Origin of the sequence: Phreatobacter sp. AB_2022a, assembly GCF_026847585.1 — a bacterium.
Taxonomy (GTDB): Bacteria; Pseudomonadota; Alphaproteobacteria; order Rhizobiales; family Phreatobacteraceae; genus Phreatobacter.
Genome location: NZ_JAPSET010000031.1, coordinates 51,319 through 66,834, shown reverse-complemented (window position 1 = coordinate 66,834; position 15,516 = coordinate 51,319). Strand labels below are relative to the sequence as shown.

General features: G+C 68.1%; 15 protein-coding genes. 10 read left to right on the top strand and 5 right to left on the bottom strand.

Translation table 11 applies throughout. The features are described from left to right. The first annotated feature begins 159 nt into the window (after window positions 1-159). The gene (gene gyrA, locus OZ671_RS21120) at window positions 160-2,910 is read left to right on the top strand and encodes a DNA gyrase subunit A (protein ID WP_268862549.1); all 2,751 of its coding nucleotides are present in this window, start codon (window positions 160-162) and stop codon (window positions 2,908-2,910) included. A gap of 71 nt (window positions 2,911-2,981) precedes the next feature. On the opposite strand, the gene OZ671_RS21115 is transcribed toward gyrA, so the two are convergent. Further along, a complete protein-coding gene (locus OZ671_RS21115) occupies window positions 2,982-3,914 on the bottom strand; it encodes a LysR substrate-binding domain-containing protein (protein WP_268862548.1) in 933 nt (310 codons plus the stop codon). A 101-nt stretch (window positions 3,915-4,015) separates the two neighbouring features. Here OZ671_RS21115 and OZ671_RS21110 point away from each other — a divergent pair, with 101 nt between their 5' ends. Then, on the top strand, window positions 4,016-5,392 hold the full coding sequence (locus OZ671_RS21110; protein WP_268862547.1) for an MFS transporter: 1,377 nt from the start codon (window positions 4,016-4,018) through the stop codon (window positions 5,390-5,392). A gap of 6 nt (window positions 5,393-5,398) precedes the next feature. Here the strand turns inward: OZ671_RS21110 and OZ671_RS21105 are convergent, their stop codons facing one another. Continuing rightward, the gene (locus OZ671_RS21105; protein ID WP_268862546.1) at window positions 5,399-6,562 is read right to left on the bottom strand and encodes a M20 family metallopeptidase; all 1,164 of its coding nucleotides are present in this window, start codon (window positions 6,560-6,562) and stop codon (window positions 5,399-5,401) included. Window positions 6,563-6,673: 111 nt separating this feature from the next. Between OZ671_RS21105 and coaD the strand changes: the two genes are divergently transcribed. From coaD to tgt, 5 genes are all read left to right on the top strand, one after another. Beyond that, window positions 6,674-7,192: a pantetheine-phosphate adenylyltransferase gene (coaD, locus tag OZ671_RS21100; protein WP_038312134.1), complete on the top strand. Its 519-nt coding sequence runs from the start codon at window positions 6,674-6,676 to the stop codon at window positions 7,190-7,192. A gap of 22 nt (window positions 7,193-7,214) precedes the next feature. Further along, a complete protein-coding gene (locus OZ671_RS21095; RefSeq protein WP_442957111.1) occupies window positions 7,215-7,784 on the top strand; it encodes a peptidylprolyl isomerase in 570 nt (189 codons plus the stop codon). A 32-nt stretch (window positions 7,785-7,816) separates the two neighbouring features. Beyond that, entirely contained in the window at window positions 7,817-8,317 is a 501-nt protein-coding gene (locus tag OZ671_RS21090) for a peptidylprolyl isomerase (protein ID WP_268862545.1), read from the top strand. Between the two features lie 158 nt (window positions 8,318-8,475). Next, entirely contained in the window at window positions 8,476-9,591 is a 1,116-nt protein-coding gene (gene queA, locus OZ671_RS21085; RefSeq protein WP_268862544.1) for a tRNA preQ1(34) S-adenosylmethionine ribosyltransferase-isomerase QueA, read from the top strand. Window positions 9,592-9,598: 7 nt separating this feature from the next. Then, window positions 9,599-10,759: a tRNA guanosine(34) transglycosylase Tgt gene (tgt, locus tag OZ671_RS21080; RefSeq protein ID WP_268862564.1), complete on the top strand. Its 1,161-nt coding sequence runs from the start codon at window positions 9,599-9,601 to the stop codon at window positions 10,757-10,759. 15 nt (window positions 10,760-10,774) lie between these two features. Here tgt and OZ671_RS21075 read toward each other — a convergent pair whose 3' ends face one another. Next, a complete protein-coding gene (locus OZ671_RS21075) occupies window positions 10,775-11,599 on the bottom strand; it encodes a polyphosphate kinase 2 family protein (RefSeq protein ID WP_268862543.1) in 825 nt (274 codons plus the stop codon). 165 nt (window positions 11,600-11,764) lie between these two features. Continuing rightward, complete coding sequence (locus OZ671_RS21070) at window positions 11,765-12,121, bottom strand: hypothetical protein (protein WP_268862542.1); 357 nt, start codon at window positions 12,119-12,121, stop codon at window positions 11,765-11,767. Window positions 12,122-12,363: 242 nt separating this feature from the next. On the opposite strand from OZ671_RS21070, the gene OZ671_RS21065 reads away from it, so the two are divergent. Next, the gene (locus tag OZ671_RS21065) at window positions 12,364-13,614 is read left to right on the top strand and encodes a flavin-dependent oxidoreductase (RefSeq protein WP_268862541.1); all 1,251 of its coding nucleotides are present in this window, start codon (window positions 12,364-12,366) and stop codon (window positions 13,612-13,614) included. A gap of 232 nt (window positions 13,615-13,846) precedes the next feature. Beyond that, a complete protein-coding gene (locus OZ671_RS21060; RefSeq protein ID WP_103168548.1) occupies window positions 13,847-14,128 on the top strand; it encodes a DUF2798 domain-containing protein in 282 nt (93 codons plus the stop codon). Between the two features lie 78 nt (window positions 14,129-14,206). On the opposite strand, the gene OZ671_RS21055 is transcribed toward OZ671_RS21060, so the two are convergent. After that, entirely contained in the window at window positions 14,207-14,659 is a 453-nt protein-coding gene (locus OZ671_RS21055) for a cupin domain-containing protein (protein ID WP_038312152.1), read from the bottom strand. 168 nt (window positions 14,660-14,827) lie between these two features. Here OZ671_RS21055 and OZ671_RS21050 point away from each other — a divergent pair, with 168 nt between their 5' ends. Continuing rightward, window positions 14,828-15,508 carry a DUF2848 domain-containing protein gene (locus tag OZ671_RS21050; protein WP_038312156.1) on the top strand — a complete coding sequence of 227 codons (681 nt, stop codon included), beginning with the start codon at window positions 14,828-14,830 and terminating at the stop codon, window positions 15,506-15,508. Window positions 15,509-15,516 lie beyond the last annotated feature (8 nt).

Here is a 15,516-nt window from a genome sequence, read left to right as displayed (position 1 = left end):
AGCTTCGTCCACAGGCTGCGAAGTGCTCTCCATAAATATTTGAAAAGAAAGCGAAATCGGCGACGGCGGAAGAGTCGATTGGGTTGGTTTCACGTCAAGGAATCGGCTAGAAACACGAGTACCAGCGGGCCATCGATCCCGCCCCATCGGAAGAACCCTTTGGCTGACGACAACGATACGCCCGCGGGCAATACGCCCTCGGACCCGACCGAAATTCGCCTGATCTCGATCACCGACGAGATGCGCCGCAGCTATCTCGATTACGCCATGAGCGTGATCGTCAGCCGCGCGCTTCCCGATGCCCGCGACGGCCTGAAGCCGGTGCACCGGCGCATCCTCTATTCGATGCACGAGAACGGCTACGAGTGGAACAAGCCCTATCGCAAGTCGGCGCGCGTGGTCGGCGACGTCATCGGTAAATACCATCCGCACGGCGACCAGTCGGTCTATTTCGCGCTGGTGCGCATGGCGCAGGATTTCTCCATGCGCGTCATGCTGGTCGAAGGCCAGGGCAATTTCGGCTCGGTCGACGGCGATATGCCGGCGGCCATGCGGTATACCGAGGTCCGGCTGCAGAAGATCTCCGACCAGCTGGTGTCGGACCTCGACAAGGCGACCGTCGACTTCCAGGACAACTACGACAATTCCGAGCGCGAGCCGACGGTGCTGCCGGCGCGCTTCCCGAACCTGCTGGTCAATGGCGGCGGCGGCATTGCGGTCGGCATGGCGACCAACATTCCGCCGCACAATCTGGGCGAGGTGGTCGATGCCTGCCTCGCCACCATCGACAAGCCGGAGATCTCGGTCGACGAACTGCTCGAGATCATTCCAGGCCCCGATTTCCCGACTGCCGGCCTGATCCTCGGCCGCTCCGGCATCCGCTCGGCCTACGAGACCGGCCACGGCTCGATCATCATGCGCGCGCGCACGTCGATCGAGACCGTGCGCAAGGAGCGCGAGGCGATCATCGTCACCGAGATCCCGTATCAGGTGAACAAGGCGCAGATGCTCGAGCGCATTGCCGAGCTGGTGCGCGAGAAGCGGATCGAGGGCATCGCCGAGTTCCGCGACGAGAGCGACCGCGAGGGCATGCGCATCGTCATCGAGCTGAAGCGCGATGCGGTGGCCGACGTCGTGCTGAACCAGCTGTTCCGCTTCACCGCGCTGCAGACCAGCTTCGGCTGCAACATGGTGGCCCTGAACGGCGGCCGGCCGGAGGTGATGAACCTCAAGGACCTGCTGACCGCCTTCATCGCCTTCCGCGAGGACGTGGTCAGCCGGCGCACCAAGTTCCTGCTCGGCAAGGCGCGCGAGCGCGCCCACGTCCTGTGCGGCCTGGCCATCGCCGTGGCCAATATCGACGAGGTGATCCGGATCATCCGCACCGCGCCCGATCCGGCCACCGCCCGCGAGCGCCTGATGGCGCCGCAGTGGAACGCGGTCGACATCGCGCCGCTCATTCGCCTCGTCGACGACCCGCGCTACCCGATCGGCGAGGACGGCACCTACAAGCTGTCGGAGACCCAGGCCCGCGCCATCCTCGACCTGCGCTTGCAGCGCCTGACCGCCCTTGGCCGCGACGAGATCGGCGACGAGCTGAAGAAGCTCGCCGAGGAGATCGTCGACTATCTCGACATTCTCGGCTCGCGCCTGCGCATCCAGACCATCATCAAGGACGAGCTGTCGGCGGTGAAGGCGGAGTTCGCGACACCGCGCAAGACCGAGATCCTCGAACATGGCGGCGACCTCGATGACGAGGACCTGATCCAGCGCGAGGACATGGTCGTCACCGTCTCGCATACCGGCTACGTCAAGCGCGTGCCGCTCTCGACCTACCGGGCTCAGCGCCGCGGCGGCAAGGGCCGCTCGGGCATGCAGACCAAGGACGAGGATTTCGTCACCCGGCTGTTCGTGGCGAATACCCACACGCCGCTGCTCCTGTTCTCCTCGCGCGGCCAGGTCTACAAGCTGAAGGTCTGGCGTCTGCCGCTGGCGCCGCCGCAGGGACGCGGCAAGGCCCTCGTCAACATCCTGCCGCTCGAGCCGGAGGAGCGGATCACCACCATCCTGCCGCTGCCCGAGGACGAGACCACCTGGGCGACCCTGGATGCGATGTTCGCGACCACGCGTGGCACGGTCCGGCGCAACAAGCTGTCGGACTTCGTGCAGGTGAACCGGAACGGCAAGATCGCCATGAAGCTCGACGAGGGCGAGGCGATCGTCAATGTCGCGGTCTGCTCGGAAGCCGACGACGTGCTGCTGACCACCGATACCGGCCAGTGCATCCGCTTCGCCGTCGACGAGGTGCGCGTGTTCAAGGGCCGCGATTCCATGGGCGTGCGCGGCATCACGCTCGCCGAGGACGCCCGCGTCATCTCGATGGCGATCCTGCGCCATTTCGAGGCGACGTCGGAAGAGCGCTCGGCCTATTTGAAGATGCGCCGGGCAGTGACCGGCGAGGAGGGCGGGGACGACGAGGAAATGGCCGGCACCGGCGAATTGTCGTCGGAACGCTATGCCGAGATGTCGGCGGCCGAGCAGGTGGTGCTCACCCTGTCCGAGAACGGCTATGGCAAGCGCACCTCCACCTTCGAGTACCGGATCACCGGCCGCGGCGGCAAAGGCATCGTCGCCATGGTGGTCAACGAGCGCAACGGCCGCCTCGTCGCCTCCTTCCCCGTGGAGGACCGCGACCAGATCATGCTGGTCACCGACGGTGGCCAGCTGATCCGCTGCCCGGTGGACGGCATTCGCGTGGCCGGCCGCTCGACCCAGGGCGTCATCGTGTTCGATACGCACGAGACCGAGAAGGTCGTCTCGGTCGAGCGCATCACCGATGAAGGCGAGGAGGGCGACGAGACCGAAGCCGAAGGCGGCGAGGGTGCCGGCGAGGCCGCCCCGGACGCCTGATCGTTTCACGTCCGACACTGACCGATGGCCGGGCCTGTGCCCGGCCATCGTTTTTGGACCGGCGGGAGCGCTCAGGTCGGGGCGGACGCCATGGTCCGATCGGCCTCGGCGACCAGCCAGGCCGTGAACCGCCGCACCCGCGGATCGCTGCCGAGGGCCGCTGGCCAGCGCACCAGATGAGCCTTGCTGGACGCCATGTCCCAGTGCGCGGGCAGGACCCGCGCGAGGCGGCCGTCGGCGAGCGCGTCGTGGACCAGCAGCGAACGCGCGAGCACGACGCCGGCGCCCTCGAGCGCCGCGGCGATCGCCGTGCCGATCGTGCCGAAACGCAGGCTCACCGTGGGCTTGCCATCGAGGCCGAGCCGCTCGAACCAGGTCGCCCAGGACCATTCCGTTCCGGCATTGCGGCCGGGTTCGCCCTTGTGCAGCAGCGGCAGGCGGGCGAGCGCAGCCGGAACCTCCAGCATCCGGCCGCCCGGCAGCAGGCGCGGATGGCAGACCGGAAAGACCTGCTCCTGAAACAGCAGCCGCTGGGTCGAGGTGGAGCGGGCCGTCGCGACGGGCTGCCACGCGACCTGAACGTCGCAGCTTGCCGCGCGTGCCTCGGCCTCGCTGGTCATCACGGTGAGCGCGACCGCCATGTCCGGATGGGCGGCGGCGAAGGCCGGCAGTCGCCGGACCAGCCAGTGATCGGCCAGCGCCGCTCCGACGCCGACCTGCAGGGCCGATGACGAAGCCGCGGCCCGGCAGCGCGCGCGCAGATCCGCGAGCCCGTCGAGCAGGTCCGCCAGGCCGGCGGCCAGGGCCGCGCCCGAGGGCGTCGGCGCCAGTCCGCTGCCGGAGCGCAGCAGCAGCGGCGTGCCGATGAAGCCTTCGAGCCGTCGCAGCCGGTGGCTGACCGCGCTCTGCGTCAGGCCGAGCTCGGCCGCCGCCAGCGTCATGCTGCGCAGGCGCAGGGCGGTGTCGAAGGCAACCAGGGCATCGAACGGGGGCAGGGCGCGCATTCTGTCATCATGAAATAAATTCATGTCGATGTGAACCCTTGGCGTTGGTGCGTGGCCGGGACGATCTGCGAGATTGGGCCGGCAACCGACAGGCCCTTCCCATGTCCGAATTCCGTGCCGCTCCGGCGGCCGCCGGAGCGCGCGTTCACGCGCTCGCGCCGGCCCTTGCGCTTGCCATGGGCGCTTTCCTGACCCAGCTCGACGTCACCGCGGTGGTGGTGGCCATGCCGGCCGTCGGCCGGGATCTCGGCTTCGGTCTTGCCGGCTTCGCCTGGGTGATGGATGCCTACAGCCTTGCCTTTACCGGGCTGCTCCTGGCTGCCGGCGCGGCTGCCGACCGCCACGGCCGACGGCGCGTCCTGATCGCCGGCAACCTCGTCTTCGCCCTGGCGTCGCTGTTCTGCGGGCTTGCCTGGAACGGGCCGATGATCTGGGCCGCCCGCGCGCTGCAGGGGGCGGCCGCCGCCTTCGTGGTGACCGGCGCCATCGCGCTCATCGCCGATGCCTATCGCGAGCCGGCCGAGCGGGCGCGGGCCTTCGGCGCCATGGGCGTCGTCTCCGGCATCGCCATGGCGGTCGGGCCGACGCTCGGCGGGCTGGTGGCGATGGGTTTTGGTTGGCGCTGGATCTTCCTCGTCAACGTGCCGCTGTGCCTCGCCCTTGCCTGGGTCCTGCCGCGCCTGGTGGCCGAGAGCCGCGCGGCCGATCCGGCACCGTCCGACGTGACGGGCATCGTGCTGATAACGGGCGCCCTCGGCCTTGCCATCGTGGCGCTGCTGCAGGCGGGGGCGGCCGCAACGTCCGGTGGCCTGCTCTGGCCGGCGCTGGCGCTTGCGGCGAGCTTCGGCCTTGCCAGGGGTTTCGTGTCGCGCCAGGCGCGCCGGTCGCGCCCGATCCTGGACATCAGGCTGTTCGGGCAGCGGTCCATGGCCGGCGTCGCGGTCCTGCTCGCTGCGGTTTCGGTCAGCTATTGGGCCGTGCTGGTCTATCTGCCGCTGTTTCTGGAGCGCACCTTTGGCATGTCCACAAGCGGAAGCGGCTTGGCGCTGCTGGCGGCGACGCTGCCCATGCTGGTCTTGCCGCCGCTCGGTGCGCGTCTTGCGGGACGCTTCGGCTGGAAAGGCCTGTTCGGCGCAGGGCTCGTTCTGATGGCAGCGGGCAATGCCGCGCTGGCGCTCGCCGCCGGCCTTGGTCTCGATGGCCTTGCGCTCGCCGGCATGGCGGCAGGCGGTCTCGGCGCGGCGCTCGTCCATCCGCAATTGTCAGGCGCCGTGGTGGCGCTTGCACCGGCTGGCGAAACCGGCATGGCCGCGGCAGTCACAGTGGTGCTGCGCCAGGCGGGCTTCGCGCTCGGCATCGCCGCGCTTGGTGCGATGCTGGCGGCAGGGTTCGTGTGGCTCTTCGTCGTGGCGGCGGTCATGGCCGCGATCGGCGCCGGCGCAGCCTTCGTCCTGCTGCCGGCGTCGCAAGGGCGGTGAGGCGGGTCAGTCGACCTGTGTCCGCAGGATCGACAGCGCCAGCGCCTGGGCGCGCGGCACCATGGTGTCGATGTCCATGTATTCTTCAACCGTATGGGCAAGACCGCCGACCGGTCCGACGCCGCAGAGCGTCGGCGTGCCGACCGAAGCGGTAAAGCCGGAATCGGCGCAGCCGCCGGAAAACTCGCCGTCGACCGTCAGGCCGGAATCCTTCGCGGCGGCCTGATAGGCCGTGAAGATGGCCTTCGCCGCTTCGGTCTGCACGACCGGCAGGAACTCGCCCTTGATCTCGAGCTTGGCCGTCGTGCCCGGCACGGTCGGGTTCGCCATGATCTTCTCGATCGCCTCGAGCGTCCGCTTCCGGTCGGCGGGATCGACATAGCGCAGGTCGATCTGGCCTTCGGCGTGGGGAGCGGTGGTATTGACTGACTGGCCGCCGGAGACGAGGCCGACATTGAGCGTGATGCCCTTGTCGAGGTCGGTCAGCGCGTGGATCGCCACGACCTTGTGGGCGAGTTCGCCGATCGCGCTGATACCGCTGGTGAAATTGCCGCCGGAATGGGCCGCCTTGCCGAACACCTCGAAACGCATGAAGACGCCGCCCTTGCGCCCGGCAATGACATTGCCGCTGGGCCGGCCGGGCTCGGAATTGTAGACCGCGCGGGCGGCGCGGCCCTCGCGTTCGATCACCGGCCGGGAGGACGGAGAGGCGATCTCTTCGTCCGAGGTGATCAGCACCTTGATCGGGCAGGGCGCGCCGCCGAACTTCTTGAAGGCGGCGGCGACGAACAGGTTCATCACGATGCCGGCCTTCATGTCGCAGACGCCGGGGCCGTAAGCCCGGCTGCCGTCGATCGTGAAGGGCCGGCGGCCGGCCTCGCCCTTGGGGAAGACGGTGTCGCGGTGCCCCATCAAGAGGATCGGCTTTTCATTCGTGCCCGGCTCGCCCACCTTGGCGTGGATGGCATCGCCGAAAACGCCGTGCGCTTCGCGCCAGGTCTCGATGCCCTGGCTTGCCAGGAACTGCTCGAAGCGCGCGCCGACGGCGTCGACGCCGGCCTTGTCGTAGGAGCCGGAATCGATGTCGACCACGTCGCGCAGTAGGTCGAGCATGGCCTGGCGCTGGTCGCTCAGCCATTGGGTGATGCGGGTTTCGTCTGCCTGCGACATTGTGAGCGTCTCCTTCGGGGCCGCATTCTTCGCAATGCCGGCGGCTCCGCGCAACGCGTGACCGGCATGGTTCCCTTGCGTGTGGCGGCCTGCTTGTTTAAGCGAACATGCATGACAAGACGCGTCGCGCTCTATACGGGCTCGTTCGACCCCGTGACCAATGGCCACCTCGACGTCATCAGGCATGCCTGCCGGCTGGCCGATGAACTGGTGATCGGCATCGGCGTGCATCCCGGCAAGGCGCCGCTGTTCAGCGCCGACGAGCGCATGGCGATGCTGCAGACGGTCTGCGCGCCGGTCGCAGCCGCCGAGAACTGCGTGCTGAAGGTCATCACCTTCGACGATCTCGCGGTCTGGGCCGCCCAGCGCGCCGGTGCCAGCCTGTTCATCCGCGGCCTCAGGGACGGCACCGATCTCGACTACGAGATGCAGATGGCGGGCATGAATTCGGGCATGGCGCCGGACGTTCAGACCATTTTTCTGCCGGCCTCGCCCAGCGTTCGCCATGTCACCGCCACGCTGGTGCGCCAGATCGCGCTGATGGGTGGCGATGTCGGCCAGTTCGTGCCGCCGGCGGTCGCGACCGCCCTGGCCGGCAAGGTTGCCGCCAAGGCGCCGCAGCGCTCCTGATCCTCACGCGGAGATCGAATACGTGAAACGTCGTCTTTTCCTCGCCAACGCGCTGGCCTTCGGCGCGGTCCTGCCGGCTGCCGCCCAGGCGATCCGCCTGCCGGCCGGCCTCGATCCGGAAAACACCCTGGTGATCGAGCTCAAGGACGGCCCCGTCATCGTCAAGCTGCGGCCGGACCTTGCGCCGCGCCATGTCGAGCGGATCAAGACGCTCGCCCGCCAGGGCTTCTACAACGGCATCGTCTTCCACCGCGTGATCGACGGCTTCATGGCCCAGACCGGGGACCCGACCGGCACCGGCACCGGCCGTTCGCAGTTGCCGAACGTCAATGCCGAATTCTCGCGCGAGCCGTTCGTGCGCGGCGTGCTCGGCATGGCCCGCGCCCAGGACCCGAATTCGGCCAATTCGCAGTTCTTCATCATGTTCAACGAATATCCTTCGCTGAACAACCAGTACACGGTGTTCGGCCAGGTGGTGCAGGGCATGGATGCCGTCGACAAGATCAAGCGCGGCGATCCGCGCAACAACGGCCAGGTGCGCAACGATCCCGACCGGATGATCCGCGTCCGCGTCGCCGCCGACATCCGCTGACCCGATAAGCAGACAACACAAGGAGGCCGCCCATGGCGCTCGATCCCGAAAACACAATGATCCTCGAGACGACGAAGGGCCGGGTGATCATCGCCATGCGGCCGGATCTCGCCCCTGGCCACGTCGACCACATCAAGCGGCTGGTCAAGGAAGGCTTCTACGACGGCATCGTGTTCCACCGCGTGATCGACGGGTTCATGGCCCAGACCGGCTGTCCGCACGGCACCGGCACCGGCGGCTCGCGCTATCCCGACCTGAAGGCGGAGTTCAACGCCGAGCCGCACATTCGCGGCATCGTCTCGATGGCCCGGGCGCAGAACCCGAATTCGGCCAATTCGCAGTTCTTCATCGTCTTCGACGATGCCCGCTTCCTCGACCGCCAGTATACCGTCTGGGGCAAGGTCGTGGACGGCATGGAGAATGTCGACACGATCAAGCGCGGCGAGCCGGTGCGCGATCCCGACAAGATCGTCGTGGCCCGCATGGCCGCCGACGACATGGCGACCTACGGCGACGTCATTGCCAAGCTTTGACGGTTTTTGACCGGCGAAGCGGCATCGCGAAGCTCTGACCGCCGGGGGCGGTCGCCAAGCTCCGAGAGTTTGTGATAGGTCACGCGGCGCCCGGGCAGGTTCCCGGGCGCCGTTCGTTTTCCAAGGGTCTTTGCCGGCCCGCCATCGCCAAGATCGCCATGCGCGTCGACCTTTTCGATTTCGAGCTGCCGCCGGAGCGGATTGCGCTGCGCCCCGCGAGCCCGCGCGACAGCGCGCGCCTGATGGTGGTGCCATCAGGCGATGCGCCCTGCGAAGACCGCCTGGTGCGCGACCTGCCCGACCTGCTGCAGCCGGGCGATGCGCTGGTGTTCAACGACACCAAAGTCATTCCGGCCCAGCTCGAGGGACTGCGCCGGCGCGGCGAGGCGACCGCCGCCGTCTCCGCGACGTTGCATCGCCGGCTCGCGCCGGATCGCTGGCTCGCCTTCGTGCGCGGTGCCAAGAAACTGCAGCCGGGCGACCGGGTCGCCTTCGGCGAGACTGCCGAGGCCTGCCTGCTCGGCGCCCTCGATGCGACCGTGGTGTCGAAGGACGACGACGGCGTGGTTTTCGCCTTCGATCTCTACGGCGTCGTGCTCGACGAGGCGATCGACCGCATCGGCCATATTCCGCTGCCGCCCTACATCGCCTCGAAACGGCCCGAGGATCGTGCCGACCGAAGCGACTATCAGACCGTCTATGCCCGCGACGAGGGCTCGGTTGCCGCGCCCACCGCCGGCCTTCATTTCACCCCCGACCTGATGGCACGGCTCGAGGCGCGGGGCATCGAGCTTCATTTCGTGACCCTGCATGTCGGCGCCGGCACCTTCCTGCCGGTCAAGACCGAGGATACGGGCGGCCACCGCATGCATCCCGAATATGGCGAGGTGAGCGCGGCGGTCGCCGAGACGCTCAACGCGACGCGCGCGCGCGGCGGCCGCATCGTCGCGGTCGGCACCACCTCGCTGCGGCTGATCGAGAGCGCGGCCGCCGAGGACGGCACGATCGGTCCCTTCGCCGCCGAGACTTCCATTTTCATCACGCCGGGCTATCGCTTCCGCGCGGTCGATGCGCTGATGACCAATTTCCACCTGCCGCGCTCGACCTTGTTCATGCTGGTCTCCGCCTTTGCCGGCCTCGAACGGATGCAGGCGGCCTATGCCCGTGCGATCGCATCCGGCTATCGCTTCTATTCCTATGGCGACGGCAGCCTCCTGTTCCGCCAATCCGCCAGTCTTGCCGAAGGGCCGCCATCCGATGTCGCATCGTCCTGATCTCGCCATGCCGGATGCCGCGTCAGGCGGAAAGCCCGCTTTCGCGTTCCGGATCGATGGGCGCGACGGCGCCGCGCGCACCGGGCTGATCACCACGCCGCGCGGGACGATCCGCACGCCGGCCTTCATGCCGGTCGGCACCCAGGGGACGGTCAAGGGCATGTACATGGACCAGGTCCGCGCGCTCGGCGCCGACGTGATCCTCGGCAATACCTATCACCTCATGCTGCGGCCCGGCGCCGAGCGGATCGCGACGCTCGGCGGCCTGCATCGCTTCGGCGGCTGGACTGGGCCGATCCTGACCGATTCCGGCGGCTTCCAGGTCATGTCGCTGTCGAAGCTGCGCAAGCTCGACGAGCGCGGTGTCACCTTTGCGAGCCATATCGACGGCAGCCGTTTCGACCTGACGCCCGAGCGCTCGGTGGAGATCCAGGGGCTGCTCGGCTCCGACATCCAGATGCAGCTCGACGAATGCGTCTCCCTGCCGAACGAGCGCGCCGCCATCGACCGCGCCATGCGCCTGTCGATCCGCTGGGCGGAACGCTCGAAGCGCGCCTTCGAAAGCCAGCCGGCGGGCAGGGCGCTGTTCGGCATCGTCCAGGGCGGCGACCAGCCGGATCTCAGGGTGGAGAGCGCCAGGGCCCTCGCCGGCATGGATTTTCCCGGCTATTCGATCGGTGGCCTGGCGGTCGGCGAACCGCAGGCGGTGATGCTGGCCATGATCGAGGAGGTCATGCCGCACCTGCCGGACGGCAAGCCGCACTATCTGATGGGGGTCGGCACGCCCGACGACCTCCTCGCGTCGGTCGCGCGCGGCATCGACATGTTCGACTGCGTCATGCCGACCCGCAACGGCCGGCACGGCCAGGCCTTCACCCGTTTCGGCAAGCTGAATTTCCGCAATGCCCGCCATGCCGACGACCCGCGGCCGGTGGACGAGACCTCGTCCTGCCCGGCGGCGCGGGACTATTCCAGGGCCTATCTGCACCACCTCGTACGGACCGAGGAGATGCTCGGCGCCATGCTGGTGACCTGGATCAACCTGGCCTACTACCAGGACCTGATGGCCGGGGCCCGGGCGGCGATCGCGGCCGGCCGCTTCGCCGACTACGCGGCCGAGGTGCGCGAGGGCTGGAAGCGCGGCGACATCGCGCCCCATGCCGGCTGACGCCGCGCCGCCTCCTCAGTCGACTTTGAAGTCCGACGGCTTCCACGGCATTTTCGGATAGGCCGGATCCATCGTCTCCAGCGTGTCACGCACGATGGCGGCGATGATGCAGTTGCGCGCCCATTTGCGGTCGGCCGGCACGACGTGCCAGGGCGCGACAGCGGTCGAACAGCGCCGCAGGGCGGTCTGATAGGCGTCCTGGAAGTCGTCCCACAGGGCCCGGTCCTCGAGGTCCCCGGCATTGAACTTCCAATGCTTGTCGGGATTGTCGAGACGCTCCTGCAGGCGCTCGCCCTGCTCCTTGCGGGAGATGTGCAGCATGAATTTCAGGATCACCGTGCCGTTGTCGACGAGCAGCTTCTCGAAGGCGTTGATCTGCTCGTAGCGCTCCTCGATGACGTCTTTTGGCGCGAGCTTGCGCACCCGGGCGACCAGCACGTCCTCGTAGTGCGAGCGGTTGAAGATGCCGATCGTGCCGCGCCGCGGGGCGGCAAGATGCACGCGCCAGAGATAGTCGTGGGCAAGTTCCTCCTCGCTCGGCTTCTTGAAGGCCGTCACGGAGACGCCGAGGGGACCGGTGGTGTTGAACACGCCCCGGATGGTGCCGTCCTTGCCCGATGTATCCGTGCCCTGGAGAATGACGAGCAGAGCCCGCTTGCCCTCCGCATAGAGACGATCCTGCAGCTTGTCGATTTCGACAATGTCTTCGGCGAGCCGGGCCCTTGCCTTGTCCTCGTCGCCGAGGAAGGACACCTCGCGCGGCTCGATGTCGCCGAGCTTGAATTTGGTGCCGGGCTCGACGACGAGGTGCTTGAAGTGCTTCGGGCAGGAATGCGTCATGGGGCCGGTCCTGTTGCTGCGAGTCTGTCCCGTCCATTGTTTCGCCGGGACCGCGCATCAGGCAAGGGCCGTGCGGCAGGCGCGGAACGGGCCGCTCGAATGCCCCTGCCGCGCGTGAAAACGCCCGCCGGGCCTGAGACCGGCGGGCGTTTGGGGGAAAGGCGCTTACCAGCCGTGGCGGTGATGCCAGTGACGATGGTGGCCGTGGTGGTGGTGATGCCAGTGCCGACGCCAATGGTGGTGGCCGTGATGGTGATGGTGCCAACGCGGCCGGTAGTGATGGTGGTGCCAGTGGCGCCGGTGGCCATGCCAATGCCGGTGATGATGGTGATGGCGGTGGCCCCAGCCATGGCCGCGCTGGCCATATTGCATCTCGATCGGCTGTCCCTGCGGCGCCGGAGCCTGCGTCAACGGCTCGGCGCGCCGTTCGGCGGCCGATGCCGGGGCCAGGGCGGTCGCAGCCGCGATCGCCAGCGCGAGCGAGCCGAAAAAGGCGCCGAGGCGGGAAGTGAACGTTCGCATGAAAGTCCTCCTGCGGGGCGGCGGGGTACCCGGGGGTGGCTGGCCGCCCATGCTGATGCGAGGGATCCCGGGGGCGATCCCACGGGCTTAACCTTCCTGCCGCTTCGCTGAACCTGACGTGAATTTTTGCGTCATATTGCGGGCTGCAACGACGTGTCTCGGCGCCGCCGCCTTGCGCCGCGCCGGACGCATCGCAATAGTGAAGGCAATTCTTGCCGTCGCGTCGGGGAGGCGCGGGTTTCATGAAGGCCATCATTGTCGGCGGCGGCGTCGGCGGACTGACGACCGCCCTGATGCTGGCCGAGCGCGGCATCGACTGCGAGGTCTACGAACAGGCCTCGGAGGTGCGCGAGCTCGGGGTCGGCATCAACACGCTGCCCCATGCGATCAAGGAACTGGCGGGGCTCGGCCTTCTGCCGCGCCTCGACGACGTGGCGGTGCGCACCCACGAGCTCATCTACACCAACCGCTTCGGCCAGGAGATCTGGCGCGAGCCGCGCGGGCTGGAAGCCGGCTTCGACGTGCCGCAATTCTCGATCCACCGCGGCCGCCTGCAGCAGGTCATCTACCAGGCAGTGCGCGGCCGCCTCGGCGAGAGCCGCATCTTCACCGGCCATCGGCTCGGCTCCTGGAGCCAGGACGATGCAGGGGTGACCGCCTATTTCTTCGATCGGGAGGGCCGGCACCGGCATACGGCGCGCGGCGACATCCTGATCGGCGCCGACGGCATCCATTCGGCCGTTCGCGCCAGGCTCTTTCCGAAGGAGGGGCCGCCGGCGTGGAACGGCATCATGCTGTGGCGCGGCGCGATCGACTGGCCGGAATTCCTCACCGGCCGGTCGATGGTGATTGCCGGCGGGATGAGCGCCAAGCTGGTGATCTATCCGATCGCGGAAGGGCTGGCGCCCGGACGCAAGCTGACGAACTGGGCGATCGCGGCCAAGCTTGGCGACGGCTCGACGCCACCGCCGCGGCGCGAGGACTGGTCGCGGCCCGGGCGGTTCGAAGACCTGATGCCCTATCTCCGGCGCTTCTCCATTCCCTATCTCGACGCGCAGCGGATGGTCGAGGCGACGCCCGAATTCTGGGAATATCCGATGTGCGACCGCAATCCGCTGCCGCGCTGGAGCCATGGCCGCGTCACGCTGCTCGGCGATGCCGCCCACCCCATGTATCCGGTCGGCTCGAACGGCGCCTCGCAGGCCATTCTCGACGCCCGCTGCCTCGCCGACCTCTTGGTCTCGGCCGAGCATCCGGTGCAGGCGCTCTGGGCCTATGAGCAGACGCGCCTGCCGGCGACGGCGGAGATCGTGCGGCTGAACCGCAGCGGCGGGCCGGAAGGGGTGATCGATGCCGTCGAGGCGCGCGCCCCCGATGGCTTCACCGATATCGACAAGGTGCTGACCTTCGACGAGCGCAAGGCGATCGTCCGCGGTTATGCCTCGACCGCCGGCTTCACCCAGGACAAGGTCAACCAGGCCAGGGCAGCCTGACCGCCACCCGCATCGCGCGCAAGCCTGCGTTGCGGCCGGCACGCGCTGCTCGCCCTTGCCATGTTGCAGTGCAGCAGGTAATCAGCCGTCATTCCGTCCATACGGGGCGGGATCGTAAGCGTTCACGAAAATCAACGCGCCAGAACCTTGCGAGGGCCCTCAGGCCCCAAGGCGGCGCGTCCGGCTCGCCGGGCCGAGCCGCAAGGGGCGGGGCCGTGAACGGAACCTATCCATGTTGACTTCTGAATTCAGCCAGGCCGCCCCGCGCCGCGGATTGCGCAAGCTGCCGGCGCGCTATGCCGGCATCGTCATGCCCTTCGTCCTGTCGATCCTGATGACCGCCGTGGTCTCGGCCGTTTCGACGGCGCTCAATCTCGGTTTTTCCGCGGGCTTCGCGCGGCATTGGGCCGGAGCCTGGGGGCTGTCCTGGCTCGTCGCCTTTCCGACCCTGCTTGTCGTCCTGCCGCTGGTGCGCCGCATCGTCGGCGCGCTCGTCGAGCCGCCGAAGCCCTGAGCCCGGACAGACAACGAAACGGCGCCTCCCGAACAAAGGGGGGCGCCGTGTCGATCAGGCCCTCGCTCTGCCGAAAGGTCAGGCCGCCGGCGGCGGCAGGAACACCACTTCATGCTTGGCGGAGATCGCGACCACCGCCTCGGGCGTCTGCTCCGGCAGGGAGTGGATGCCCCAGAACAGGTCGTAGAGCTTGCGGGTCGGGGCGACCCAGAAGAAGCACTTCACGACCTGGTCGGACTTGTTGAAGATGCCGTGCGCCTGGCCCATCGGCAGGCGGATGAGATCGCCCGACGTCGCGGCGAATTCGCGGCCCTCCAGAACCAGGTCCAGCCGGCCTTCGAGCATGTAGATGAACTCGTCCTGGGTCGGATGGATGTGCGGCGGCACGAAGGTGCCGGGCGGGAAGGTCGCGTGCCAGGACATGGAGCTCTCGCTCAGCTGTTTCGGCACATAGGTCTGGCCCATGATGTTCCAGACGATGCCGTCTATGCCGGTCCCGGCCTTGGTGATGCCGGCGCTCATCGGCTGCATGGCTTGTCTCCCTCGCAATAGGTCGGGCCGGATCAAAGCCGAAGCCCGCGCCTGCGGCAACCGGCGCCTTGTCGTATGATTAGCGCGGCCCGGCCGTCCGGCTGCAGGCTGGCGATCCCGCCCGCGCGCGTGTATCGCTGCAGGTTTCAGCAAGCAGGACCCTTCTCCATGCTCACCTTTACCCGTCTCCAGGCCGATCGCTTCGACCGCATCTCCTTCACGCCGGAAACGCTGGTCGTCGCCGGCTGGGCCGGCCGCGACGAAGAGGCGATCAACCACCATATCGAGGAACTGGCGGCGATCGGCGTGCCGCGGCCCTCGTCGGTGCCGGTGTTCTATCGCGGCGCCAACGCGCTGGTGACGCAATCGACGCGCGTCGAGGTGCTGGGCCCGGATTCCTCGGGCGAGATCGAGCCGGTGATCGTCTCCCTCGCCGACGGCCTGTGGGTGACCGTCGGTTCCGACCATACCGACCGCAAGGCCGAGACGGTCGGCATCGCGCTGTCGAAGCAGCTCTGTGCCAAGCCGGTCGCGACCGTGCTGTGGAAGCTCGACGAGGTGGCGCCGCACTGGGACGAATTGATCCTGAGGTCGCATGTCGTGATCGACGGCAACCGCATGCTCTACCAGGAGGGCAAGCTCTCGGCGCTGCGCCCGCCGCAGGACCTGATCGCCAAATGGGCGGGCCAGCCGGCGCTGCCGCCGGCGACCGTCATGTTCGGCGGCACGCTCGGCGCCATCGGCGGCATCCGGCCGGCCGCACGCTTCGAAATGGAGCTGGTCGACCCCGTGCTCAACCGGGCGATCGACCATGCCTATGACATCGTCGACCTGCCGGTCGTGAGCTGACGCGTTTC

Bases quoted from the DNA above. Each gene is read 5' to 3' on its own strand.
- OZ671_RS21090 (WP_268862545.1), top strand. From the start codon at position 7,817: ATGGCGCTCGATCCCGAAAACACAATGATCCTCGAGACGACGAAGGGC.
- OZ671_RS21115 (WP_268862548.1), bottom strand. From the start codon at position 3,914: ATGCGCGCCCTGCCCCCGTTCGATGCCCTGGTTGCCTTCGACACCGCC.
- OZ671_RS21050 (WP_038312156.1), top strand. From the start codon at position 14,828: ATGCTCACCTTTACCCGTCTCCAGGCCGATCGCTTCGACCGCATCTCC.
- tgt (WP_268862564.1), top strand. From the start codon at position 9,599: ATGCCGGATGCCGCGTCAGGCGGAAAGCCCGCTTTCGCGTTCCGGATC.
- OZ671_RS21105 (WP_268862546.1), bottom strand. From the start codon at position 6,562: ATGTCGCAGGCAGACGAAACCCGCATCACCCAATGGCTGAGCGACCAG.
- OZ671_RS21060 (WP_103168548.1), top strand. From the start codon at position 13,847: ATGTTGACTTCTGAATTCAGCCAGGCCGCCCCGCGCCGCGGATTGCGC.
- OZ671_RS21065 (WP_268862541.1), top strand. From the start codon at position 12,364: ATGAAGGCCATCATTGTCGGCGGCGGCGTCGGCGGACTGACGACCGCC.
- queA (WP_268862544.1), top strand. From the start codon at position 8,476: ATGCGCGTCGACCTTTTCGATTTCGAGCTGCCGCCGGAGCGGATTGCG.
- coaD (WP_038312134.1), top strand. From the start codon at position 6,674: ATGACAAGACGCGTCGCGCTCTATACGGGCTCGTTCGACCCCGTGACC.
- OZ671_RS21075 (WP_268862543.1), bottom strand. From the start codon at position 11,599: ATGACGCATTCCTGCCCGAAGCACTTCAAGCACCTCGTCGTCGAGCCC.
- OZ671_RS21110 (WP_268862547.1), top strand. From the start codon at position 4,016: ATGTCCGAATTCCGTGCCGCTCCGGCGGCCGCCGGAGCGCGCGTTCAC.
- OZ671_RS21055 (WP_038312152.1), bottom strand. From the start codon at position 14,659: ATGCAGCCGATGAGCGCCGGCATCACCAAGGCCGGGACCGGCATAGAC.
- OZ671_RS21070 (WP_268862542.1), bottom strand. From the start codon at position 12,121: ATGCGAACGTTCACTTCCCGCCTCGGCGCCTTTTTCGGCTCGCTCGCG.